Source organism: Haloarcula rara (assembly GCF_029338235.1).
In the GTDB taxonomy this organism is placed as follows: Archaea; Halobacteriota; Halobacteria; order Halobacteriales; family Haloarculaceae; genus Haloarcula; species Haloarcula rara.
The window spans coordinates 381774-403432 of the sequence record NZ_CP119785.1 but is presented as its reverse complement, the minus strand read 5'-3'; the positions used below and the strand labels follow the sequence as shown (position 1 = coordinate 403432).

The 21659-nt window shown below is 64.6% G+C and carries 25 protein-coding genes, 1 tRNA gene and 3 pseudogenes; 21 read left to right on the top strand and 8 right to left on the bottom strand.

Going from position 1 to position 21659, the window contains the following annotated elements:
- The first annotated feature begins 97 nt into the window (after positions 1 to 97).
- The 9 genes from P1K32_RS02060 to hpt all read left to right on the top strand — a co-directional run bounded on the left by P1K32_RS02060 (position 98) and on the right by hpt (position 5629).
- Positions 98 to 463: a type IV pilin N-terminal domain-containing protein gene (locus P1K32_RS02060; RefSeq protein ID WP_276251065.1), complete on the top strand. Its 366-nt coding sequence runs from the start codon at positions 98 to 100 to the stop codon at positions 461 to 463.
- Between the two features lie 42 nt (positions 464 to 505).
- Complete coding sequence (locus P1K32_RS02055; RefSeq protein ID WP_276251064.1) at positions 506 to 883, top strand: type IV pilin N-terminal domain-containing protein; 378 nt, start codon at positions 506 to 508, stop codon at positions 881 to 883.
- Between the two features lie 153 nt (positions 884 to 1036).
- The gene (locus P1K32_RS02050) at positions 1037 to 1486 is read left to right on the top strand and encodes a type IV pilin N-terminal domain-containing protein (RefSeq protein ID WP_276251063.1); all 450 of its coding nucleotides are present in this window, start codon (positions 1037 to 1039) and stop codon (positions 1484 to 1486) included.
- 150 nt (positions 1487 to 1636) lie between these two features.
- A complete protein-coding gene (locus P1K32_RS02045; RefSeq protein WP_276251062.1) occupies positions 1637 to 2209 on the top strand; it encodes a DUF7344 domain-containing protein in 573 nt (190 codons plus the stop codon).
- Between the two features lie 245 nt (positions 2210 to 2454).
- A complete protein-coding gene (locus tag P1K32_RS02040; protein WP_276251061.1) occupies positions 2455 to 2823 on the top strand; it encodes a type IV pilin N-terminal domain-containing protein in 369 nt (122 codons plus the stop codon).
- Between the two features lie 372 nt (positions 2824 to 3195).
- On the top strand, positions 3196 to 3570 hold the full coding sequence (locus P1K32_RS02035; protein ID WP_276251060.1) for a type IV pilin N-terminal domain-containing protein: 375 nt from the start codon (positions 3196 to 3198) through the stop codon (positions 3568 to 3570).
- Positions 3571 to 3789: 219 nt separating this feature from the next.
- Positions 3790 to 4395, top strand: coding sequence for a type IV pilin domain-containing protein (locus P1K32_RS17740; protein WP_419181059.1), 606 nt, complete (start codon positions 3790 to 3792; stop codon positions 4393 to 4395).
- Positions 4396 to 4557: 162 nt separating this feature from the next.
- Positions 4558 to 4956, top strand: a complete 399-nt coding sequence (locus P1K32_RS02025) for a type IV pilin N-terminal domain-containing protein (RefSeq protein WP_276251059.1) — start codon at positions 4558 to 4560, stop codon at positions 4954 to 4956.
- Between the two features lie 103 nt (positions 4957 to 5059).
- On the top strand, positions 5060 to 5629 hold the full coding sequence (gene hpt / locus P1K32_RS02020; protein ID WP_276251058.1) for a hypoxanthine/guanine phosphoribosyltransferase: 570 nt from the start codon (positions 5060 to 5062) through the stop codon (positions 5627 to 5629).
- 261 nt (positions 5630 to 5890) lie between these two features.
- On the opposite strand, the gene P1K32_RS02015 is transcribed toward hpt, so the two are convergent.
- The 3 genes from P1K32_RS02015 to P1K32_RS02005 form a co-directional block, all read right to left on the bottom strand.
- Positions 5891 to 5965, bottom strand: a tRNA-Met gene (locus tag P1K32_RS02015).
- 68 nt (positions 5966 to 6033) lie between these two features.
- Positions 6034 to 6522, bottom strand: a complete 489-nt coding sequence (locus P1K32_RS02010) for a GtrA family protein (RefSeq protein WP_276251057.1) — start codon at positions 6520 to 6522, stop codon at positions 6034 to 6036.
- Positions 6519 to 7286, bottom strand: coding sequence for a glycosyltransferase (locus P1K32_RS02005; RefSeq protein ID WP_276251056.1), 768 nt, complete (start codon positions 7284 to 7286; stop codon positions 6519 to 6521). The genes P1K32_RS02010 and P1K32_RS02005 overlap by 4 nt, the downstream gene beginning before the upstream one ends.
- A gap of 99 nt (positions 7287 to 7385) precedes the next feature.
- Here P1K32_RS02005 and P1K32_RS02000 point away from each other — a divergent pair, with 99 nt between their 5' ends.
- Entirely contained in the window at positions 7386 to 9713 is a 2328-nt protein-coding gene (locus tag P1K32_RS02000; protein ID WP_276251055.1) for a DUF2298 domain-containing protein, read from the top strand.
- Positions 9714 to 9772: 59 nt separating this feature from the next.
- Here the strand turns inward: P1K32_RS02000 and P1K32_RS01995 are convergent, their stop codons facing one another.
- The gene (locus P1K32_RS01995) at positions 9773 to 10033 is read right to left on the bottom strand and encodes an HAH_0734 family protein (protein ID WP_276251054.1); all 261 of its coding nucleotides are present in this window, start codon (positions 10031 to 10033) and stop codon (positions 9773 to 9775) included.
- Positions 10034 to 10366: 333 nt separating this feature from the next.
- On the opposite strand from P1K32_RS01995, the gene P1K32_RS01990 reads away from it, so the two are divergent.
- From P1K32_RS01990 to P1K32_RS01965, 6 genes and pseudogenes are all read left to right on the top strand, one after another.
- Positions 10367 to 10651 (top strand): 50S ribosomal protein L44e, encoded by a 285-nt coding sequence (locus P1K32_RS01990; protein ID WP_276251053.1) that lies wholly within the window; start codon positions 10367 to 10369, stop codon positions 10649 to 10651.
- A gap of 2 nt (positions 10652 to 10653) precedes the next feature.
- Positions 10654 to 10827, top strand: a complete 174-nt coding sequence (locus P1K32_RS01985) for a 30S ribosomal protein S27e (RefSeq protein ID WP_276251052.1) — start codon at positions 10654 to 10656, stop codon at positions 10825 to 10827.
- A gap of 1 nt (position 10828) precedes the next feature.
- The gene (locus tag P1K32_RS01980) at positions 10829 to 11629 is read left to right on the top strand and encodes a translation initiation factor IF-2 subunit alpha (RefSeq protein WP_276251051.1); all 801 of its coding nucleotides are present in this window, start codon (positions 10829 to 10831) and stop codon (positions 11627 to 11629) included.
- Positions 11626 to 11809, top strand: a pseudogene (locus P1K32_RS01975) (RNA-protein complex protein Nop10). The gene P1K32_RS01980 and the pseudogene P1K32_RS01975 overlap by 4 nt, the downstream one beginning before the upstream one ends.
- Positions 11810 to 11814: 5 nt before the next feature.
- A pseudogene (locus P1K32_RS01970) lies at positions 11815 to 12574 on the top strand (proteasome assembly chaperone family protein).
- Positions 12575 to 12635: 61 nt separating this feature from the next.
- Entirely contained in the window at positions 12636 to 13247 is a 612-nt protein-coding gene (locus tag P1K32_RS01965; protein WP_276251050.1) for a J domain-containing protein, read from the top strand.
- Positions 13248 to 13259: 12 nt separating this feature from the next.
- On the opposite strand, the gene P1K32_RS01960 is transcribed toward P1K32_RS01965, so the two are convergent.
- Positions 13260 to 14384 carry a threonine synthase gene (locus P1K32_RS01960; protein ID WP_276251049.1) on the bottom strand — a complete coding sequence of 375 codons (1125 nt, stop codon included), beginning with the start codon at positions 14382 to 14384 and terminating at the stop codon, positions 13260 to 13262.
- Between the two features lie 82 nt (positions 14385 to 14466).
- Here P1K32_RS01960 and P1K32_RS01955 point away from each other — a divergent pair, with 82 nt between their 5' ends.
- Positions 14467 to 15720, top strand: a complete 1254-nt coding sequence (locus P1K32_RS01955; protein WP_276251048.1) for an NAD(P)/FAD-dependent oxidoreductase — start codon at positions 14467 to 14469, stop codon at positions 15718 to 15720.
- Positions 15721 to 15730: 10 nt separating this feature from the next.
- On the opposite strand, the gene P1K32_RS01950 is transcribed toward P1K32_RS01955, so the two are convergent.
- Positions 15731 to 15877: a hypothetical protein gene (locus tag P1K32_RS01950; RefSeq protein WP_276251047.1), complete on the bottom strand. Its 147-nt coding sequence runs from the start codon at positions 15875 to 15877 to the stop codon at positions 15731 to 15733.
- Positions 15878 to 15914: 37 nt separating this feature from the next.
- A complete protein-coding gene (locus tag P1K32_RS01945) occupies positions 15915 to 16595 on the bottom strand; it encodes a metallophosphoesterase (protein ID WP_276251046.1) in 681 nt (226 codons plus the stop codon).
- A 231-nt stretch (positions 16596 to 16826) separates the two neighbouring features.
- Between P1K32_RS01945 and P1K32_RS01940 the strand changes: the two are divergent.
- From P1K32_RS01940 to P1K32_RS01925, 4 genes and pseudogenes are all read left to right on the top strand, one after another.
- Positions 16827 to 17596: pseudogene (locus P1K32_RS01940) on the top strand (DUF7839 domain-containing protein).
- A gap of 35 nt (positions 17597 to 17631) precedes the next feature.
- Entirely contained in the window at positions 17632 to 17796 is a 165-nt protein-coding gene (locus P1K32_RS01935; protein WP_276251045.1) for a hypothetical protein, read from the top strand.
- A gap of 50 nt (positions 17797 to 17846) precedes the next feature.
- A complete protein-coding gene (locus P1K32_RS01930) occupies positions 17847 to 19010 on the top strand; it encodes a thiolase family protein (protein WP_276251044.1) in 1164 nt (387 codons plus the stop codon).
- A 236-nt stretch (positions 19011 to 19246) separates the two neighbouring features.
- Positions 19247 to 19558: a HalOD1 output domain-containing protein gene (locus P1K32_RS01925; RefSeq protein WP_276251043.1), complete on the top strand. Its 312-nt coding sequence runs from the start codon at positions 19247 to 19249 to the stop codon at positions 19556 to 19558.
- A 147-nt stretch (positions 19559 to 19705) separates the two neighbouring features.
- Here the strand turns inward: P1K32_RS01925 and P1K32_RS01920 are convergent, their stop codons facing one another.
- Positions 19706 to 21628 carry an AAA family ATPase gene (locus tag P1K32_RS01920; RefSeq protein WP_276251042.1) on the bottom strand — a complete coding sequence of 641 codons (1923 nt, stop codon included), beginning with the start codon at positions 21626 to 21628 and terminating at the stop codon, positions 19706 to 19708.
- Between the last annotated feature and the right edge of the window lie 31 nt (positions 21629 to 21659).

The following is a 21659-nucleotide window of genomic DNA, read 5'->3' as shown; positions in this document are numbered from 1 at the left end:
TTATACGTATCTGCGATAGTTCTGGGGGTAGGGACACGACTGGGACGAAACTGGTAGCGGTGTGAAACCAGCTTCTCAGAACGTGTCGGACACAACAATGGATCTGAAAACACTCATTCAAGACGACGACGCGGTTTCGCCGGTCATCGGCGTCATCCTGATGGTCGCGATTACAGTTATTCTCGCGGCCGTTATCGCGACGTTCGTGCTCGGACTCGGTGACTCGCTGAGCGACCAGTCACCACAGGCGAGTTTCACGTGTGATGGAGACGCGCTAGTCCACGACGGTGGTGACGAACTAAACGGAGACAACCTGTACCTGGCAAACAACAGTGACAACTCGCTCGGAGACTCGTACTCCGCTGGCGACACGATTGTCAGCCCCTTCGGAGATGACCAGTCTCCCCTCACATGGAGGTCTGATGGGAGTTCGGCTACCCTCCGAAGTAGTACCTGTGCATAGTCTGACTAGCTGAATCTGACCAGAAACCTACTTCATATTCCAATGGAACTCAAACAGCTATTCCACAACGACGATAAAGCAGTCTCGCCGGTCATCGGGGTCATCCTGATGGTCGCAATCACGGTCATCCTCGCGGCCGTTATCGCGACGTTCGTGCTCGGTCTGGGTGACTCGCTCAGTAATCAGGCGCCACAGGCCAGTTTCACGTGTAACGACGCTGGCGACTTGGTGCACGACGGCGGTGACGAACTTGATGGCGATAATCTGTACCTGGCGAACAACACAGACTCACTGAGTACGTACGGTCCGGATTCAGTCACAGCTGGGGACACGGTTGCAACCAAGTTCAACGAATCCCGGGCCCCGCTGACCTGGGAGGCGGACGGCAGCTCGGCGACGCTCCGATCTGCCCCCTGCTGACGGGCTGATTCGACCGCCTCTACGGCCACTTTTTGGCCGCTATCTTTCACTTACACGCACAGTGGCGACACGGGGAATATAAGATTCCAATCAGTTCCTAACAGTCATATAATCGCGGAACTAAATACAATTATTCGGTCCGTGAACAGGAATATGGGTGTCAGTGCGCTCAGGCCGGCCGACGATGCGGTCTCACCAGTCGTCGGTGTCGTCCTGCTCTTTGCCATCAGTATCACGCTCGCAGCCGTCACGGCGGGTGTCGTGGTCGCTGGTGATAACGCGCTCGTCTCGACGTCCCCGCAGGCGTCGTTCGAGTTCACCTACGACGCCGGTACCACCGGGAGCGCTGACCTCACTGACAGCGGTAACTCCGGGGCGCTGACCATCGCTCACGCGGGCGGTGACACGATGGACGCGTCGGACCTGGAGGTCAGGGCCCAGCCCGGCGGGACGGCCGGCGAGAGCGCGCTCGGCTGGAGCGGGGAGGTGACGGCCGGCTCGAGCGTGACTGTCACCGTCGACGCCGGCGCGACGGTCAGGCTCGTCCACGCCACGGACGGCAGTTCGACCACGGTTGCGACCTGGGACGGGGATTCGGCCTAATCCAGCCGCTGACAGCGGGAATCTGACGCCTGGACGGACTAACACGTCAGCTGAACTTTAATTATTCCAATCGACCATCAACATTATTAGCTCCTGTCTCTCACTGCGTGATAGAATGCCACTGCCGTGGGGTCAAGGTGAGCGTCGCAGATGAGTCAGCAGCTTCGACGCGCGGAATCCGAGGAGGGGCTGTCGAACGAGGAGATTTTCGACGTGCTCCAGAACGAGCGCCGTCGGCACGTCCTGCAGTATCTCCGCCGGCACGGCGGGCCGGTCTCGCTCGGTGACCTTGCCGACCACGTCGCCGCCGCGGAGTACGACTGCAACTGCGAGGAAGTCACGAGCGCCCAGCGCAAGCGCGTCTACACCACCCTCCAGCAGTCTCACCTCCCCCAGATGGACGAGGTGGGTATCGTCGAGTACGACAGCGACGAGGGCGTCATCAGCACGACCGACCAGACAGAGGAGCTGACGGTCTACCTGGAAATCGTCCCCGAGGGGGAGTTCCCCTGGCGCGAGTACTACCTCTCCTTTGGCGCAATCAGCCTGGCCGTCGTGACGGTGCTGTGGGTCGGCGTCTACCCCTTTTCGCTCATTCCTCCACTGGTGTGGGCGACGCTGTTTGCGGTCGTACTCACTATCTCGGCGCTGTATCACACGATGGTCGCCCGTGAGATGACGCTGACCGAGTTCGCCGACGACGGCGACCGCGACGACGCCTGAGTCCTCGGCAATCAACGATGATAATTCATGGTGCAGAATCGTGACAGACTGTTGTCTTTCCTGAAACCGAATTCCGGCAGTACAGGTGGCTCTTGATGGCGTTCAAGGCGGTGCTGAACGCGTGAAACGTGGGGTGGGTATAAGGTTGGACCGCACATGGGAAGTAGATAGCACACCCTCGGGGTCCACCTCACGGGTTAGAGGTGCCTGCCCAAACACACGCGGTGTGTTGGAGGACACAACACATGGATATCAAACAACTACTCCACGACGACGACGCAGTCTCACCGGTCATCGGGGTCATTCTGATGGTCGCGATTACAGTTATCCTCGCAGCAGTCATCGCGAGTTTCGTACTCGGACTCGGCGACTCGGCCGGAGACGCCGCACCATCGGTCAGTGTCGATTGTAACCTCGGTGGCAGTGACACGTATATGAATCACACTGGTGGTGACAATCTGGACAACAGCACTCTCGATATCAAAAACGGGGGAGATCTCCAGGGTAGTAACTATAGTGCTGGCGACACAATCGCCAAGGACGTCAGTGAAGACTCCCAGCTCATCTGGGAAAACCCCGACGGTGGCAGCACCTCGGTCATCGCTGAGTGCTAACGGACAGTCGCTAACCGATTTTCGTTTTTTTGACCGCTCGTCCTGCAGTGGCAACGCCGACAGACGAGTTCTGGTGAGACCGCTCCCAATAGCGACCTGTTCGACGAGACAGACTGGTTGCGTTTCACGCAGGCACCGTTACGGCGGAGTCTGGACGGAACGTTCACTCCGACAAACAACTTCTCCTCTCAACTCAAAATCTGGCATTATTAGTCTTTAGAAGCCGATTTCAAGGCGGTGCTGAACGCGTGAAACATGGGCTGGGTATAAGCTTGGACCCCACATGGGGAGTAGATAACACACCCTCGGGGTCCATCTCATGGGTTGGAGGTGCCTGCCCGGACACACGCGGTGTGTTGGAGGACACAACACATGGATATCAAACAACTAATCCACGACGACGACGCAGTTTCACCGGTCATCGGGGTCATTCTGATGGTCGCTATCACAGTTATTCTCGCAGCAGTCATCGCGAGCTTCGTGCTCGGTCTCGGTGACTCAGCCGGAGACGCAGCACCGCAGGTCAGTGTCTCGTGTGACCTCGGAAGCACCCCGACGACGATGGATCACGATGGCGGTGACGAACTTGACCCATCGAATATTGAAATTGTCGGTAACGGTACTGTCGATGGCTCCGCTTCGAATTTCACGGCTGGCGATACCATCGCTGATGACGTTGACGACGGCGATCAGTTGAGATGGGACAACCCAGACGGTGGCAGCTCCTCGATTATCGCCGAGTGCTAACGGACAGTCACTAACCGATTTTCGTTTTTTGACCGATAGTCCCGTAGTGGCAACGCCGATATCGAACCAGCGCGCGCCTCGCCAGTCGACTGGCCGCTACCGACAGTGAAGACGGGCAGGTGGCGCGGCAGAGCACGACACTGCCCCGTGTGACTATTCTCCATGACATTTGTTACCTCGATTACTGCGTTTTGTCGTCTCGCACAGTCAGGTCAGATAGTGCAAATCGCAAGACTCGACGCGCCCGCTCTCAAAGCCGATTCCACCTGGACAGTCGCCCTTGACCGGATTCAAGCCAGTGCTGAATCAATGAAGGATAGGGTGAATATAAGGTCGGATAGCGCATGGGCCCCAGACAGCACACTCGCGGGACTCCCCCAGGTTGGGGTGGCAGTCGGAGACACGCGATGTGTCATTCACAACAAAGGGCAAACTATGGACATCAAACAACTCATCCACGACGACGACGCAGTGTCGCCGGTCATCGGGGTCATCCTGATGGTCGCTATCACAGTTATCCTCGCGGCTGTTATCGCGAGCTTCGTTCTCGGGCTCGGCGACTCAGCAGGGGATGCCGCACCGCAGCTCAGTATCGAGTGTGACGCAGCGAATAACAACATCACACATGCCGGTGGTGATAACGTCGAAGGAGACGAACTCACACTGATAAACAACAGCGGTGACTACGATATCCCTGACGGGACCTATACCTCTGGAGTGGACCTCGCAAACAACAGCGATGATAATATTGACGTTTCCGGCGACGAGGAAGTCCGCTGGGATAACCCCGACGGTGGTAGCTCCTCCATCATCGCGGAGTGCTAACGCCCGCTAACTAGTCGGTCCGCTCGATTCCTTTTCCAATTTATCAGCTGACCAGTGACATCACTGTGAGAACACTGCCACTGCATCGTCGTCGTCCGGAGCGGTCAGTTGCTACCAACCGAACGTACAGATTTAAATAATATCAGGAAAAATATTACTCATATGGTGGGGAAACAAATATTCGAGGACGATGCTGGGGTCTCGCCGGTTGTCGGGGTCATTCTGATGGTTGCAATCACGGTCATCCTCGCTGCGGTCGCCGGGAGTTTCGTGCTCGGGCTGGACGACTCGACGGGGAACGTGGCACCGCAGGTCAGTATCGAGTGTAACGCCGCGGACGACGTCATCACGCACGAAGGTGGCGACAACGTCGAGGGTGACCAGCTGGACGTGCTCAACGCCGGCAGCAGTTCCAAGTCGATTGACAGCGGCACCTACACTGCTGGTGATGAGCTGGTAAACGGCTCCACTGTCTCGGGGACCCCGGCAATCGACGGCGACGAGGAGATTCGATGGAACAATCCAGATGGTAGCGGCTCCCAGATAATCGCCGAGTGCTAGGCAGGCGCTCCGCAATTTGGCCCGTCCGATTCACCTGTCGATTTATCAGCCGATCAGCGACGCCTGACGACGAACTTTAGTACGCCGTCCCAGAAGCACGGCTATGGAAAAGCTGAAAGAGTCGCTGCTCGACGCGCCAATCATCGAGAAGGAGGGGTACCACTACTTCGTCCACCCCATCAGCGACGGCGTGCCGATGCTGCGACCCGAACTCCTGCGCGAGATCGTCATCAAGATTATCCGCAAGGCCGAACTCGACGACGTCGACAAGATAGTCACACCCGCGGCGATGGGTATCCACCTCTCGACGGCGGTGTCGCTGATGACCGACATCCCGCTCGTGGTGGTGCGCAAGCGCCAGTACGGCTTGGAGGGCGAGGTCGCGCTCTCGCAGGTCACCGGCTACTCCGAGAACGAGATGTACGTCAACGACGTCTACGACGGCGACCGCGTACTCGTCCTCGACGACGTCCTCTCGACCGGCGGCACGCTGGCGGCCCTGACCGGCGCCCTGGAGGACATCGGCGCGGACATCTGTGACATCGTCTGTGTCATCAAGAAAGACGACGGGAAGAACAAGCTCGCCGAGGCGGGCTACGACGCCAAGACGCTCATCAACGTCGTCGTCGAGGACGGCGACGTGGTGATTACGGACGAGAACGGCGACGGGTAGGGCGGTCCCGGCTCTGGTCAGTGTTTTTTCCCACTCAACCGGTAGGCAATATCCGGTACCGGATTTGCCTCGCCGCTTCGCTCAGGGTCGCACTGAATTTCGAACATACTCACGGCGGTTCTCAGGCAGGTATCGGTACCGAAATCGAGAGTAGCGGGAGGTAGATTTGAACTACGCGAGTACCTCGCTTCGCTCGGCACTCTCTCGTTCAAATCTACTCGGCGATATTTGCTGCTCGCGAATTTGCTCGCAGCAAAAGTATAGCGGGAGGTAGATTTGAACTACCGATCTGCGGGTTATGAGCCCGCCGGAATCTCCTGGCTATCCCATCCCGCTACCTGTTCATACCCGAGTGCCCTCATTAAGACTTGTGATTCGACTGCCGTCCGTGAATTCTTGTCGCGCTACGGCGTGTCGTCGCGGTGGACCTGCCAGGTAAAGAGGCTCTCGAAGACGTAGTTGACCGACATCGCGGCGGCGATGGCGATGGGGCTCGCGGCGATGAACCACAGGTCCCGGCCGGCGACGACGAGCTCGACGGTCAGCTGCTGGGTCAGCACCCAGTAGACGACCAGCTGGACGGTGACGCCACCGGTTCGGACCAGATGGGATTTCCCAAGCCGCCGAAGAAACGGCCGCAGGCCGGCCTTGCCGTCCTCTGAGAAGGTCCAGTGTTCGTTGACCAGAAACATGACGAGGATAGCAGTCTCGATACCGGCGGCCTTCGCCCAGAGCTCGGGGACGCCAAAGGCCAGGCCCAGCACTGCGAGCGTGGCGTTGTCGCTGATGGCTCCGACGATACCGACCGAGAGAAACTGACCGAACCGGACGCCGGAGACGAGCGACTCGAAGCGGTCGGGGACTACCCGGCGGAGCCGGTCGCCGACGTTCATCGGTCCCGTTCGATAAGTGCGGTGGGCTGTTCGCGCCGGGCTGCGATGGCCGTGTGCAGCCGGTCGTCACTCAGCTGTTTCGCGCGGTGTCTGGCCGACAGCAGCGCCCGGAACAGCGCCAGCGAGTCCCGGACCGGCGAAACCGTCGAGCCGGGGCGGTCCTCCCAGTGAATCGGCACCTCGGCGACGCGGAGGTCGAGCGCCCCTGCCATGGCGGCGAGTTCGACGTCCCACGCGAAGCCGGGTTCATACAGGTGCGAGCGGACCTGTCCCCACCCGTCGGCCGTGATGGCCTTCGCTCCGCACTGGTAGTCGTACAGCGAGACTGTAAGCAAGGTGCCGGCGAGCCACGCGAACCCGTCACCCAGGAACCGCCGGGCGAACGTCTGGTGGCTCCCGACCTCCGACTCCGGGTGGCGACGGGAGCCGACGGAGAGGTCGGCCTCGCCGTCGGTGACGGGGTCGACGACGGCAGCCAGCGAGTCGGCCGGCGTCGACCCGTCGGCGTCGGCAAACACCAGCACGTCCGTCTCGAGATATTCGAAGCCGGCGGTGATAGCGGCTCCCTTGCCGCGCCGGTATGGGACGGTCTCGACGGCGGCCGGGAGGTCGTCGAGTTCTGCCGCGACACCGTCTCTGGGCGAGTCGAGTTCGATGACGACCGTCTCCGGTGCCAGCGTCTCCTCGATCGCCGTGACGTACCGCCGCAGTTCCGCGATATCGGGGCGGAATGCGGGAATCACTACACCGACGGTCGTCGACATAGTATCACCCTGTACGGTCTGTGAGTAAAAACCGTTCGGTCGGGCTCTGGCCGAATAAAACAAAAAACGTATAGGGGTTCCCCCAACTCTGTTCCGTTGATGGAGTACGGTCTCGTTGTCATCTGGCTCGCTCTCTATCTCCTGTTGACCTATGTCGGGGCGACCATCGCCTCGGTGCTGTTCCCCCGCTTTGCCGAACGTGGCATCGCGTTCGGATTGCCGGTCGCACTGGTGGTGCTCTGGCTGTCCACGTATTTCCTCGGTCGCGTCTCGATAACGGCCGGCATCTGGCTCGGCGTGGTGGCCCTCGTCGCCGGCGCCGTCGCGGTCGCCTCTCGCCGTGAGCCGGTCGACCTCCGTTCCTTTGGCGAGGTCGCCGCCGTCTTCACCGTCGCCTTTCTGTTCGTCGTCTGGATTCGCGCGCTCGACCCGGCCATCTCGCCGCTGGCCGGCGAGAAGTTCCTCGATTTCGGGCTGGTCCAGTCGCTGCTTCGGGCCGACACCCTCCCACCGGAGGACATGTGGTTCGCCGGCGAACCCGTCGCCTACTACTACGGCGGCCACTTGTTGACGGCGATTCTCACCACGCTGACGGGGACGGCCGGGCAGTACGCCTACAACCTCGCGCTGGCCGGCTTCTACGCGACGCTGGTGACGGGCGTCTACGGGCTGGCGGGAGCCGTCGCCGCCGCCCGGGACGTCCCTCGCCGTCTCGCCGCCGGCCTCTCGGCGTTTTTTGTCGGCATCGCGTCCAACCTCACCACGCCGGCCCGCGGGCTGCTCTGGCTGCTGCCCGACGGCGTCGCCAGCGCGCTGGCCGGCGCTGTCGGCTACGAACTGAGCGGCCTCGCGAACGGGCCCGACGAGTTCTACTTCTGGGACGCCAGTCGCGTGATCAAAGACGACCCCGCAGACTTCGCCACGTACACGCCCGCGCGAGGGTACAGCGTCAACGAGTTCCCGCTCTTTGCCTGGCTCAACGGCGACCTCCACGCCCACATGATGAGCACGGGCTTTCTCGTCCTGGCGGCGGCGCTGTGTTTCAGCTACTACCAGACGCCTGCCGAGGAGCGCCGACGCCGCCTGGCGCTCCTCTTCGGGGCGCTGCCGGCGGTCGCCGGACTGATGGCAGTGACGAACACCTGGTCGTTCCCCTCTATCGCCGGGCTCGCGATGGTGACCGTCGCCATGGCGCCGGCCAGCCCGCGGTCGCTCCTACCGGCCGCGCTCCGTGACCCAATCCCCCGGAAGGGGGCGGCCGGTGAGGGGTCTCGCATCGGCCTCGCAGTCGCCGTCGCCGTGGGCGTGGTCGGACTGGGCCTGCTCTGGTCGCTTCCCTTCTGGTTTGGGGTCGGCAGCGGCCGCGAAGTGACGTATCTCCCCGACCGCAGCTCCATCGCGGAGCTGATAGGCATTCACGGACTCTTCGTCGCACCGTTTGCCCTGTATCTGTACGCCCAGGTCGGCCGGTCGCTCGACACCAGACAGACCCGGTACGTCGGGCTCGGCTTTCTCGCGACGGTCGCGGTCGGCGCGCTCATCGACCTGGCCGCTATCGGGCTCGTCCTCCCACTGCTCGTCGGCGCGTGGCTGTTCGCCCGGTCGCCGACCGGCCAGTCGACCGAGGGCCCGCTGCCGGCGCTGGCCGACGGCGGCGAGCGCTCGGTCGGCTTCGAGACGGTGTTGCTGGTCGCCGGCGCCGGGCTGGTCATCCTCGTGGAGTTCGTCTTCATCAAGGAGAACGTCGGGCGGATGAACACGGTGTTCAAGACGTATATGCAGGTGTGGGTGCTGTGGGCCGCTGCGGTCGGGCCGATACTCGCGTGGTTGCTGACGCGCTGGCGCCCGGACAGCGAGACGACCCGAGAGCTCGTCAGAAACGGGACGACGGTGTTCGTCGTCGTCCTCATCTGTTCGACGTCGGTGTACGCCGCCATCGCGCTGCCGAACCACGTCGGCCGCGCCGACGAGCCCACCCTCGACGGGCGGGCGTATCTCAATGACTCCCATCCGGGTGAGGCCGAAGCCATCCGCTGGCTGGACCGCGAGATAGACGGCCGTCCGACCATCGTCACTGCGGCCCCGTCCGGCTACTACTGGGAACCCGAGGACGGGAAAGGCGCAAGCGCCCCGTCGAGCCTGACCGGGATTCCGACGGTTGCCGGCTGGAACCACGAGATACAGTACCGCAACGCCAGTGTCTACAACGCCCGTGTCGACGACGTCGGCGCTATCTATCGGGGCGATCCCGACCGACAGCGCGAGCTGCTCCAGAAATACGCCGTCGAGTACGTCTACAACGGGCCGGCCGAACGCGCCCGCTACGGCGCCATCACGGTCAACAGACTGGAGGGCGTGACGGAAGTCCACCGCTCTGGCGAGGTCGTCATCTACCGCGTCAACCAGACTGCGTTAGCAGAATCGTAGCTCCCACGTCAACCAGACTGCACTGGTAGAATCGTCGGCTCCACTGCGGCGACAGAACGTCAGGCCTCGGCTCGCTCGCGCAGGACGGTGACGGCCTCGGCGTCGACGTTGTCGGTCTCGAGATGCATCGGGATGTAGTCCTGTTTCGAGAAGGTCTCCTGCTCGTCCTCGCTACCGATAGTACACCACAGCTGGACCCGGTCGGGGCCGTGCCAGTCGCCCTGCCGAGCGACCGCAAAGACCTCGTACTCCTCGCCGTCGTACTCGATGCGGCCGCCCTTCCGGAGGCCGGGGTCGCCGCGGATGATGAGCTTCTTCATACCCCACAGTTGGCAAACGGCGTACTTATTCACTTCGAAGGAGCCCCTGGCCGTCGGCTTCCGGGCGCCGCGCCGACCGGAGGGGCTTTACGTCGCGGGGCGAGAGAAGTACGTAGACGGCACGGTCTGACAGCACCTTTCAGCCCACGTGTCCAACACCTGGGTCACCGCTGACTGACCTATCCCGTCTCTCTAACACCTCTGAGCCACTGCTGTGTACTCGGCCGAGAGACGGGTCACGTATCGCAGGAGCGCGACCGGGCACTCGGCGGGGAACTCGAACCGTCGGGGTTTTAAGCGGTCATGCCAAACCGACCTGTAAGGTCGATATCTATGGAGATGCCGCGACGTTTCAACACGTACTGTCCGCACTGTAACGAGCACAACGAACACGAGGTCGAGAAGGTCCGCTCGGGCCGCTCGTCCGGTATGAAGAAGGTCAACGACCGCCAGCGAAAGCGGCGCGGGTCCGGTATCGGGAACAAAGGTAAGTTCTCGAAGGTCCCCGGTGGGGACAAGCCCACGAAGAAGACCGACCTGAAGTACATCTGCTCGGACTGTGGGAAGGCCCACCTCCGAGAGGGATGGCGCGCCGGTCGACTGGAGTTCCAGGAGTAACCATGGCAGGTAGTTTCGTCACCGTCGCCTGTCCGGATTGCGAGAACGAACAGACGCTCTTCGAGAAGGCCGCAAGCGAGGTCGCGTGTGCCGTCTGTGGCCACACGCTCGCCACCCCGACCGGTGGAAAGGCCACCATCGAAGGCGAAGTGACCGACGTCGCCGAGGCACGGTAACATGAAATACAGCGGCTGGCCAGAACCGGGCGAACTCGTCGTCGGCAAGGTCGACGAGATCGAGGACTTCGGTGTCTTCGTCGACCTCGAGGAGTACGAGGGCAAGCGTGGCCTCTGTCACATCTCCGAGGTCGCGAGTGGCTGGATAAAGAACGTCCGCGACCACGTCAACACCGGGCAGACGGTCGTCGCCAAGGTGCTCGACGTGGACGAGGACGCCCAGCAGATTGACCTCTCCATCAAGGACGTCAACGACCACCAGCGCAAGGAGAAGATACAGGAGTGGAAAAACGAGCAGAAGGCCGACAACTGGATGGAGCTGGCCTTCGGCGAGAATATCGCCGACGAGGAATACAGCGCCATCGCCAACGCCCTGCTCAGTGAGTTTGGCTCACTGTACGACGGCTTCGAGGCCGCCGCCATCCACGGTGAGTCGACCCTCGAAGACACCGACCTCGACGACGAGGACATCGAGTCTCTCGTCGAGACGGCCCGCTCGAACGTCTCGGTGCCCTACGTCAACGTCACGGGCTACGTCGACCTGACCTGCCCGGACAGCGCGGGCGTCGACGTCATCAAGGACGCGCTCGAGGCCGCCGAGGGCAACGGTGAGGTGCCCGAGGAAATCGAACTCGAGGTCACCTACGTCGGCTCGCCCGAGTACCGCATCCAGGTGCAGGCGCCCGACTACAAGACCGCCGAGGGCCAGCTCGAGGAGAGCGCCGCCCGCGCCCGCTCGGTCGTCGAGGCCGAGGGCGGTAGCGCCGAGTTCCACCGCGAGAGAACCGAAGACGACGAATGAAGTCGGACATCCGGGTGTGTTCGGCCTGGCGGGCCGAACACGACTGCCCGGTGTACACCCTTTCTCTGACCTGTCCCGACTGCGGGCGCCGAGGCCGTAAACAGCGCCCCGGCCCCCTTCGACCCGGCGGACCCCCACGGCGAGTATCGACGTTCACTTAAGCGCCGACGCCGGCAGTAGGGGGTATGGACGAATTCGATATCGACGATATCGCCGACCCGGAGCTCGACGAGCCGGTGCTCGTCGAGGGGGCTGCCCGGCGTGGGCCACGTCGGCAAACTCGCCGCCGAGCACCTGCTCGAAGAACTCGACAGCGAGCTCGTCCGGCGGGTCTATTCGACGCATTTCCCGCCACAGGTCAGTGTCGAGGACGGACGCACCCAGCTTGCCTGTGCCGAGTTTCACGCGGTCACTCCCGAGGACGGGCAGGACATGCTCGTGCTCACCGGCGACCACCAGGCCCAGGACAACGAGGGCCACTACGGCCTCACGTCGACCTTTCTCGATATCGGTGAGGCGTTCGGCGTCGAGGAAGTGTACGCGCTGGGCGGGGTCCCGACAGGCGAACTGATCGAGGAGTACGACGTGCTCGGCGCGTCGACGACCGACGACTTCGGCGACCGCCTGGAGGATGCCGGCGTCGAGTTCCGGGAGGACGAACCCGCCGGCGGCATCGTCGGCGTCTCCGGCCTCCTGCTGGGACTGAGCGAGCGACGGGACCGCCCCGCCGCCTGTCTGATGGGCGAGACGTCGGGCTATCTGGTCGACCCCAAGAGCGCGCAGGCGGTCCTGGAGATTCTCCAGGACGTCGTCGGGTTCGAGGTGCCCTTCGACCCGCTCGAAGAGCGCGCCGACGAGATGGAGGAGGTCGTGCGGAAGATACAGCAGATGGAAGAGCAGTCGGCTCCGTCGCCGGCCGACGAGGACCTGCGCTACATCGGGTGAGCCAGCGCTACGACACGGTGAAAGCGGACATTTCTTAGGCGTCGGGACCTAACGCGAGACCGTGCAGGCAGACCCGGGCGGCCTCCCCGCGTGGCTGGTGTTCGGACTACTTCTGGGGGTAGCCGGGAGTCTCGTCGTCGCCGCGCTGTTTGTCGTCGCCGGGAAACTCTTCCCCGCGAAGCGGCAGGTCCGGGGGGTTCGAGAGGGCGGCGAGGAGCGCCGTCGGGCCGAGATTCGCGAGTACCTGACGGCCATCGACGAGCAGTTCGCCGAGAACCACCCGCTGGCCGGCGGGGAGGTCGCCTTCTATCTCCCCACCCGCGACGTCGCCATCACTTTCGACGCCAGGGCGTTCTACCGTCTCGAGCGCTCGCCGACCGTTCCGGTGCTGGTCGAACACGAGATGCCGGGCGCCGCACTTGGCAAGCGTCTCCCCTTCGAGACGCCAGACGTCTCCGTCGGGCCCGAGCCCGGACCCGGGCCACAGTCACCTGTCGACCCCACCCGGCAGGCATTCGCCGAGCTGGGACTGCGAGAGACGGCCTCCGTCGACGAGGTGAAGTCCGCCTATCGGGCCCGGGTGAAGCAGGTCCACCCGGACCACGGCGGCGACGAAGAGGAGTTCAAGCGCGTGCGGGAGGCCTACACGCTCGCGAAACAGCACGCGAGCTAGGGACGGACTCGCTCACATCCCCTGGCTCATCAGATGGGAGCGAAGGAGGTCTGCCTCCTTGCTGCCGGCGACGGGGTTGACGAGGACGACCTCGTCGGTCGCGTCGAAGACCCCTCGGTCGGCCAGCGCTCGCACGCCGGCGACGGCGGTGCCGCCGGTGGCCCCGATTTCGGGCCCCATCTCGCAGCCGTCGACGGCCGCCTGGAGAATTTCCTTGTCATCGACCGCGACGCCGTCGCCGCCGCTCGCGTCGATGGCGTCGATAGCGGCGGCCCCGGTGACGGGGTCTGGCACTTCAAGCGGGCCGACGATGGTGTCGGGATGCTCGACCGGCACCGGTTCTGCCGCACCGTCGGTGACTGCCGCTGCGATGGGTGCACAGGCGTCGGGCTGGGCAGCGTAGATTCGCGGGACGGCGTCGGCGACGCCGGCGTCCACCGCGAGCGCGAACCCGCGCTGGAGCCCCACGACGGTCTCCCCGTGGCCTGTCGGGTGGACGACAGCGTCGGGGGCGGCCTCGCGGTCGGCGACCAGCTCCAGGGCCAGGGCCGTCCCACCGGCGATGCGGAACGGATGGCCCGGCGCGACGGGAGTGAGCGGCTCGTCTCCCTCGCCAAACGCGTCGACGGCGTCCTCGTAACGGCCCTCGACGACGTACATATCGCCGCCGTGGACGTTCACCATCGCCTTGTTGAGGAACGGACAACGGGTCGGGACGACGCCCTTCGAGTCGATGCCGGCGCGGGCGGCGTAGGCCGCCGCCGACTGGGCGCCGTTGCCGGTCGAGGGAGTCCCGACGCGGTCGGCACCCGCCTGGGCGGCGGCCGTGACGGCCAGGGCGACCTTCCGGTCGGCGAGCGACCCCGTCGGATTCCGGCCCTCGTCTTTGATTGCGACGCTGTCGACACCGAGTTCGTCGGCCAGTTCGGGAACGGCCACGAGGGGTGTGGCCCCCTCGTCGATGGAGACGGTCGACCCGGTCGGAAATGGGTGGACGTCGGCGGCCGAGTCGATTCGATCGGCGTCGAAGTCGACGACCAGGACGCCCCCGCAGTCGGGACAGCGCCGCGCCGAGAGTTCGGCCGACTCGCCACACGCCGTACAGGAGAGACCACGGACTGCCGCTGTCGTCTGCATACACGGGTCTCGGGACGCCGCCCCCAAGTGTCGTCCGGTCCACTCCAGCACGCTCTTTTAGCCCGCGTCCGAACGGACGGCCATGACAGACGCCGTTGTCGTCGGTGGTGGCCTCGCCGGACTGGTCGCGGCTCGCCATCTCGCCGAGTCGGGACAGGACGTGACGCTATTGGAAGCGAGCGACGGCGTCGGCGGCCGCGTCCGGACGGCCCACGAGGACGGCTACACCTTCGACCGGGGGTTCCAGGTGCTGTTCTCGGCCTACCCAGCAGTCAAGCGTGAACTCGACGTCGAGGCCCTCTCGCCGCGGCCGTTCACGCCCGGCGCGACCATCGCTCGGCCGAACCACCGCTCGGTGCTGTCGGACCCGCTTCGCAATCCGACGGCGGCCCCCCAGACCATCTTCAACCGCGACGTCCGGACGGCCGATAAGCTGCGCGTGTTCAAACTGCAGCGCGACCTCGCCGCCAAAGACCCGGAGACGCTGCTCGACGGCGGCGGCGAGCCAATCGCCGAGTACCTGGCGCGGCGGGGGTTCTCGAAGCGGTTCGTTGAGCGCTTTGCCGCCCCGTTCTACGGCGGTATCACGCTCGATCGGTCGCTGGGCACCGACAGCGCCATCTTCGAGTACACCTACAAGATGCTCTCCGAGGGCGAGATATTCGTCCCGGCCGACGGCATGCAGGCCATGCCCGAGCAACTCGCCGACCGGGCGACCGCAGCAGGCGCGACCATCGAGACGGAGGCGACTGTCGAGGCCGTCGACGCGTCCGAGGACGCGGTAACCGTCGAGACGGCCTCGGAGACCCTCGAGGCCGATGCCTGCGTCGTCGCCACTGGCCCCCGGACAGCAGCAGAGCTGACCGGTGTCGATACGATTCCGACGGAGACACTCGGCTGTGTCACGCAGTATTTCGCTCTGCCGACGAGCAAGGCCCCCAGCATGGGCAAACGCATCGTGCTCAACGCGGCCGACGACCGGCCCAACACCGTCGCGCCGCTGTCGACGGTCGCTCCCGAGTACGCCCCCGAGGGGATGGAGCTGTACAGCGCGACGTTCCTCGGGGAGCAAGCCGCCGACGACGAGGACCTGGCCGCCGACGTCTACAACGCGCTGACCTCGTGGTATCCGTCGGCCGGGTTCGACGCGCTGGAACTCCTGCGGACCGACCGGGTCCCGCTGGCGCAGTTCGCCCAGCCGCCCGGCTTCCGCGAGTCGCTGCCCGCGCCCGACGCCCCCGAGGGACCGGTCGCGCTGGCCGGGGATTACACCCGCTGGTCGTCGATTCAGGGCGCGCTGGAAAGTGGGCGTGTGGCTGCCGAGATACTGCGGTAAAACGGGTGTTTCAGGCGGCGTGGTCGCCGTCGCCGTGGTCGTCGTGTTCGTCCCCTACCAGGACGTCCGAGACGTACTTGATGGTCGCGAAGTAGAGCAACACGATACAGATGAGTGTCGTCGCGATGAGCGCGAGTGCCGGTCCGGTCTGAATCATACTCGCTGTTCCACCGCGATAGCCCAAATACCTACCGCTACAACATCCGCCGGAACTCGCCCAGCGGCGGGAACTCTTTCGTCTCACGGGCATGTTCGTCCCACACGACCGGTGAAAGCCGGTCGACGTCGGTCACGAGCGGCGACTGGAAATCACCGGCCGACATCGTGTTGACCCTGACGCCGGCGTTCAGTTTGTTGAACGAGGGGACCATCACCACGTCGCTGCCGCAGTACTGGTCCGCACCGACCAGATAGCAGGGACGGCGCTGGCCCTCGATTTCGATGGTCGGGTGGTCGTGACCCACGACGTAGCGGTCCGCATCAACTTCGGGGGCCTCGTGGCCGTGCAGAACGACGGTGTCGCCGACGCAGTACTCCTGTTCGGTGGGGCCGTCCCACACCGACGAAAGCATCGTGTCGTGGTTTCCCGGCGTGACGATGAGGCGGGCGCCCGCGTCGCGGCAGGCCGACTGCAGCCCCGCGACGGTGGTTTCGACGGTCCGTGGCACTGTCTGGAAGGAGTGTAGCAGGTCCCCGGCTAGCACCACGTCCGCGGGGTCGTGGCGCTCGACCAGGTCGCGGAACCGCTCGACCATGTCGGCCCCCGAACCGACGGGGAACTCCAGCTCCCCGCCGGTCCCCCGGCCGACGTGGCAGTCCGCGACGACCAGCGTGTCCCCGAGTACGAGCCCCCGGCCGTCGTACGTCAGTTCCATTGCGGTGGTGTCCGGGCTCGGGCTACATACCGATGACGCACCTAGCAAGGGAAGCTGATGGTATCGTCCGGAATGGGAACACCCAGAAAGCCCCGGCCTCCTACACTCGGGGGCTTTCTGGCTGTACTCGGCCACAATAGTGAGTGCAATTCAACTCAGCGACCCAACGACCACCTATCACACGTTTGCTAGGCGGCGGTCTTTTAGTGGCAGGAATCCGGAGACACGGGTATGGTCGACGTCCTCGAGAACAAACGCTCCGCGACGCGGTTCCGCATTCTCGTCGAGATAGCGGACCGGCAGCCGGCAGTGAGCCAGGGGGAGATCGCGGAGGCCGTCGGCGTGACGAGTCAGGCCGTCAGCGAGTACGTCCGCGACCTGGTCGAAGAAGACTTTGTCGAGAAGGAGGGGCGCTCGCGCTATCGTGTGACGAAGGAGGGCGTCGACTGGGTGTTCCAGTCGGCCACAGATATGCGCCGGTTCGTCGACCACGTCACCGACGACGTGCTGGGCAGCGTCCAGGAGGACGCCGCCATCGCCGACGCCGATTTCGAGGCCGGCGAGACGGTGTCACTGTCGCTGGAGGCGGGACTGCTCCACGCGGGCCCGCGGGAAGCCGGCGGCGCAACGGGCGTGACGACGACCGACGCGGCCGCTGGCGAGGTGGTCGGCGTCACCGGCTTCGAGGGCGTCATCGACCTGAGCCCGGCCACGTCAGTGTGGTCCAGGTGCCGACGGTCCGCACCGACGCCGACGGCTCCGGGGCGGACATCGCAGCGACCTGCGAGGGCGTGCCCATCGTCACCGCCGCCGGCGTCGAGGCCGTCTCGGCGCTCCGTGACGCCGGCGTCGAACCGACGACCTACTTCGCGCCCGGCGAGGTGGCCGCCGACGCCGCCTCACGCGGTCTGGACGCTGTCGTCGTCGCCACGCAGGATACCATCGGACGGGTCACCGACGCGCTGACGGACGCGTCGGTCAGCTACGACGTCGCCAAGTGACGACGGTTTTGTGCGGCGAGTCCGTCTGGTCGGCTATGAGCGACACAGACGACCTGGAAGCCGCCGTCGAAACGTTTCTCTCCGAGGCCGACTCGGCCTACGAGGAGTACGACCGCGGGTACACCGACGCCGACGCGACGCTGCGCCGGCTCGAGACCGCCATCGAGCAACTGCGGACGGCCGAAAGGGCGACCGAATAAGCCCCCGCTACCGCCCGACAGTATTTGTAGCTACGGCGACATCTTCGCGTATGACCGACGTGGTCGTCGTCGACGGCGCGAGAACCGCACACGGGGAACTACTGGGGTCGCTCGCCGGGAAGACGGCGGCCGACCTCGGCCGCACAGTCACGGAGGGGCTCCTGGAGCGGAGCGGCATCGGCCCCGACCTGGTCGAGTGGGTCTGTCTGGGCAATTGCGTTCAGGCCGGTGTCGGCCAGGTACCTGCCAGGCAGGTCGTCGCCGACACCGACCTCCCCGATAGCTGTCCGGCGACCACCACGAACGAGGCCTCCGGGTCGGGCCTGCGGGCGATCACGAACGCTATCGACCGCATCGAAGCGGGTCGGGTCGACGTCGCCATCGCCGGCGGGATGGAGTCGATGTCGAACGCACCCTATCTGGTCCGCGAGATGCGTGGCGGCCGGCGCCATGGCGACACGACGCTCGTGGATTCGATGATTTACGACGCGCTGTGGGACGTGAACTACGACGCCCACATGGGGACGCTCACCGACCGCATCGCCGAGGAGTTCGACATCAGCCGGGCCCAACAGGACGAGTACGCCCAGCGGAGCAATCAGCGGGCCGGGGAGGCCATCGAGTCGGGCGCGTTCGAACAGGAAATCGTTCCGGTAGCCGTCAGTGACCACCTCGTCACCGAGGACGAGGGACCACGACCCGAGACGACCGCGGAGGACCTCGCGGCGCTGCCGCCCGCCTTCAGTGAGGACGGGACCATCACCGCGGGCAACGCCTCGAAGCTCTCGGACGGCGCGGGCGCGGTCCTGCTGGCCGACGCCGAGGCCGCCAACGCCGCCGGCGTCGGCCCGATGGCCCACGTAGAGGAGTACGCGGTCGCCTACCGCGACCCCGCCGAGTTCTCCCTGGCAGTCTGTGACGCCCTGGAGGCCCTCTTCGAGCGGGCGGACATCGGCGTCGCCGACGTCGACCACTTCGAGCTCAACGAGGCCTTCGCCGCCCAGATGGTGTATGTCGCCGACGAACTCGACATCCCCCCGGAGAAACACAACCCGCTGGGTGGGGCCGTGGCGCTTGGCCACCCTATCGGCGCCAGCGGCGGCATTCTCACGACCACGCTGCTGTACGCGATGGAACACGAGGACCTGGATAGAGGCGTCGTGGCGATGAGCGTCGGCGGCGGGGGCGCGCTGGCGCTGTCGTTGACGCGGTGAGTCCGCCCGGCGGCGACGGGATGGAAGTCGGCGGCGGGGGCGCGCTGGCGCTGTCGTTGACGCGGTGAGCCCGCCCGGCGGCGACGCGATGGAAGTCGGCGGCGGGGGCGCGCTGTCGTTGACGCGGTGAGCCCGCCCGGCGGCGCTGGTGGGTGCAGTTGTCTGTCGACCACGCCTATCAAGCTGGTATACAATCCGACACTACGCTTGTAACCGCCGATTGGCTACGCAGTACAATGGCAGATTTTCAGCCCGAAAAGGAGGAGGGTAGAGAATCCGACGATTTCGGGATGATACGTCGGCAGATACCGCCGGACCCGGAAACCGCCGAGTACGACTTGCTCGAGATACTCGCCGAAGTCGATGGATGTGAGATAGAGGACCTCCCGGCGCTGTACAACGAGGTCGAACACGTCGTGGAGACGCTTTTCAGGACGCCCCCGTCGGCGGCGGCCCAGATGTCTATCTCGTTTTCCTACGGCGGTTACCGCGTCACCATCGACCGGAACGGGGCCGTCACGCTCGTCTCGGTCAAGGAGTCGCTGTAGCGCGCCGAGCGACGGCTCCCCGCCGAGTCGGCTACCTCCTCGTGTCGCCGGCCGCGTGATGGCGAGCCTCCGGAATAGCATCGCGACGAGCCGGCGTTTACCGACCCGCGGATGGTACGCACACGGACGAATCGACACCGGTCCGTCTCAGTTGATGTAGCTGAGGCCCCGGTCGCTCTGGGCCGCGGTGTCGTCCCACTCCTCGAGGCTGGAGTCGGTTTCGTCGGCCTCGGCTGCGATGGTCGACGCCGTCACCTCGGAGTCGTCGCGGACTGCCCCCCGTGCGACGCGCTCGGCGATGGTTCGCACGTCCACGCTGCTGTAGCCCTCGACGGCCGATGTGGCCACAGTCCAGTCGAACCCGTCTGCGAGTATCTGCTCGTCGAGCGTCTCTCGAAGCAACGCCTCTCGAGTCGCCTCTGTTGGCTCGGGCACGACGACGTGTTCGTCGAAACAGCCAGAGAACAGCACTCCCTCGGCGACGGCGTCGGGCGACGTCGCGGTCCCCACGACGACCACGTTGTGCTCCTCGATGGCTCGGAGCTTCGTCGCCAGGTACCGAGCGAAGGCGGCGTTTTCCTCGGACTGCGGGTCCCTGGGAGTCAGTGCTGCGAGTTCCTCTATGAACAGCACGCAGGGCGTGTTGGCCCGTGCGATAGCGAAGACACTGTCGACGAAATCGGTCAGGTCTGCCTCCTCGTGGTCGAGCAGTGAGTCGTGTGTCAACGACAGCAGCGGCAGGCCGAGTTCGCCGGCTATTGCCGAGCCGAGGGCGGATCTGTCACATCCCTGTGGGCCGTACAGGAGCACACCGTCGACGGTGTTGACGCCGAGGGACTCGTACTGGTCGGCGTTCGCCAGTGGCTTGATGAGCCGCTCGACGACCTCGCGTTTCCGGTCGGCCAGTCCGGTGACATCGTCGAAGGACGGGGGAGACGTATCTAGCAGCTCTGCCGCAGGGAGGTTGGTGCTCTCGGGCTGTGTGACGACCGTCCCGCTCTCGCCACTGTCCAGCCCGTCGTACCGGTGTAACCAGTCGGCGATGCTGGTCGACGTCTCGGCGACGGCGGCCGCGAGGTGGTCCGCCGAGATTTTCTCGCTGTTCGCCATCGCGTGGCGAGCGGCAAGCTCCGCGACGAGTTCGATGTCGCTCGACGCGTACCCGCCCGTCACGTCCACCGTCGCGTCAATCGAGACGTTGGGCTCGGTCTTGGCATCGGGCAGGTACAGGGAGAGAATTTCTCCCCGGGCGACCGGGTCCGGCGGCGGGACTTCGATTCGCTCGTCGAACCGGCCCGAGCGCAGGATGGCGCCGTCGATGTCGTCGACGTAGTTCGTAGCGGCGACCACCACGACACCGTCGGGGACGTTCTGTAGCTCCGTCAGCAGCTGATTCACCATCATCTTCCGGTCGTTGTGCATATTGCTCCCGTCGTCACGGCTGCTGGCGATCGCGTCGATTTCGTCGATGAACAGGATACACGGTTGGTTCTCCTCGGCGACATCGAACACCTTCGCGATGTTCTCGGTCCCTTCGCCGAGCCACTTGCTCGAGAGGTCCGCCGGCGTTAGGTTCACGTAGTTGTAACCGAGTTCGCCGGCGAGCGCACCTGCGATAAACGTCTTCCCACAGCCGGGCGGCCCGTGCAGGAGCACGCCGTCCGTGGCGCCGAGACCGTAGTCCTCGTAGCGCGACGGCCGACGCAGCGGCATGATGACCCGCTCGCGTAGCTTCGCCTTCAGGTCGTCCATCCCGCCCACGTCGTCGAAGTCCCGGTTGGGTTGGTGGAGAACAGCGTCCTCGTCGATGCTGTGGTCGTCCTCTTCGTCGTCGCTGTCGGCCATCGTGTCGCTTTCCGAGAGCGCGACGAAGCTCACTGGCCCGACTGCGCCGGCGACGAGAAAGCGGTAGTCGAACGTCGAGAGGAAGCCGGCGACCGCGGCGATACCGGCGCCGAGCAACAGCAGCTCGTCCCATCCGTTCCGTCGCATCCGACCGAGCAACGTTGAGGCGACGGCGGCGAGGACCAGCGCGACTGTTGCCGCCAGATGCGTCCCGATAGGTAACATACCTACCGTGACATCTGAATATGTAAATTTA

Coding starts and splice junctions, on each gene's coding strand:
- P1K32_RS01990 (WP_276251053.1), top strand. CDS start 10,367: ATGGAGATGCCGCGACGTTTCAACACGTACTGTCCGCACTGTAACGAG.
- P1K32_RS02005 (WP_276251056.1), bottom strand. CDS start 7,286: ATGTCGACGACCGTCGGTGTAGTGATTCCCGCATTCCGCCCCGATATC.
- P1K32_RS01955 (WP_276251048.1), top strand. CDS start 14,467: ATGACAGACGCCGTTGTCGTCGGTGGTGGCCTCGCCGGACTGGTCGCG.
- P1K32_RS02035 (WP_276251060.1), top strand. CDS start 3,196: ATGGATATCAAACAACTAATCCACGACGACGACGCAGTTTCACCGGTC.
- P1K32_RS02050 (WP_276251063.1), top strand. CDS start 1,037: ATGGGTGTCAGTGCGCTCAGGCCGGCCGACGATGCGGTCTCACCAGTC.
- P1K32_RS01985 (WP_276251052.1), top strand. CDS start 10,654: ATGGCAGGTAGTTTCGTCACCGTCGCCTGTCCGGATTGCGAGAACGAA.
- P1K32_RS02055 (WP_276251064.1), top strand. CDS start 506: ATGGAACTCAAACAGCTATTCCACAACGACGATAAAGCAGTCTCGCCG.
- P1K32_RS01960 (WP_276251049.1), bottom strand. CDS start 14,384: ATGCAGACGACAGCGGCAGTCCGTGGTCTCTCCTGTACGGCGTGTGGC.
- P1K32_RS01935 (WP_276251045.1), top strand. CDS start 17,632: ATGAGCGACACAGACGACCTGGAAGCCGCCGTCGAAACGTTTCTCTCC.
- P1K32_RS02010 (WP_276251057.1), bottom strand. CDS start 6,522: ATGAACGTCGGCGACCGGCTCCGCCGGGTAGTCCCCGACCGCTTCGAG.
- P1K32_RS02000 (WP_276251055.1), top strand. CDS start 7,386: ATGGAGTACGGTCTCGTTGTCATCTGGCTCGCTCTCTATCTCCTGTTG.
- P1K32_RS02025 (WP_276251059.1), top strand. CDS start 4,558: ATGGTGGGGAAACAAATATTCGAGGACGATGCTGGGGTCTCGCCGGTT.
- P1K32_RS01950 (WP_276251047.1), bottom strand. CDS start 15,877: ATGATTCAGACCGGACCGGCACTCGCGCTCATCGCGACGACACTCATC.
- P1K32_RS02060 (WP_276251065.1), top strand. CDS start 98: ATGGATCTGAAAACACTCATTCAAGACGACGACGCGGTTTCGCCGGTC.
- P1K32_RS01925 (WP_276251043.1), top strand. CDS start 19,247: ATGGCAGATTTTCAGCCCGAAAAGGAGGAGGGTAGAGAATCCGACGAT.
- P1K32_RS01920 (WP_276251042.1), bottom strand. CDS start 21,628: ATGTTACCTATCGGGACGCATCTGGCGGCAACAGTCGCGCTGGTCCTC.
- P1K32_RS02045 (WP_276251062.1), top strand. CDS start 1,637: ATGAGTCAGCAGCTTCGACGCGCGGAATCCGAGGAGGGGCTGTCGAAC.
- hpt (WP_276251058.1), top strand. CDS start 5,060: ATGGAAAAGCTGAAAGAGTCGCTGCTCGACGCGCCAATCATCGAGAAG.
- P1K32_RS01945 (WP_276251046.1), bottom strand. CDS start 16,595: ATGGAACTGACGTACGACGGCCGGGGGCTCGTACTCGGGGACACGCTG.
- P1K32_RS02040 (WP_276251061.1), top strand. CDS start 2,455: ATGGATATCAAACAACTACTCCACGACGACGACGCAGTCTCACCGGTC.
- P1K32_RS01995 (WP_276251054.1), bottom strand. CDS start 10,033: ATGAAGAAGCTCATCATCCGCGGCGACCCCGGCCTCCGGAAGGGCGGC.
- P1K32_RS01980 (WP_276251051.1), top strand. CDS start 10,829: ATGAAATACAGCGGCTGGCCAGAACCGGGCGAACTCGTCGTCGGCAAG.
- P1K32_RS01930 (WP_276251044.1), top strand. CDS start 17,847: ATGACCGACGTGGTCGTCGTCGACGGCGCGAGAACCGCACACGGGGAA.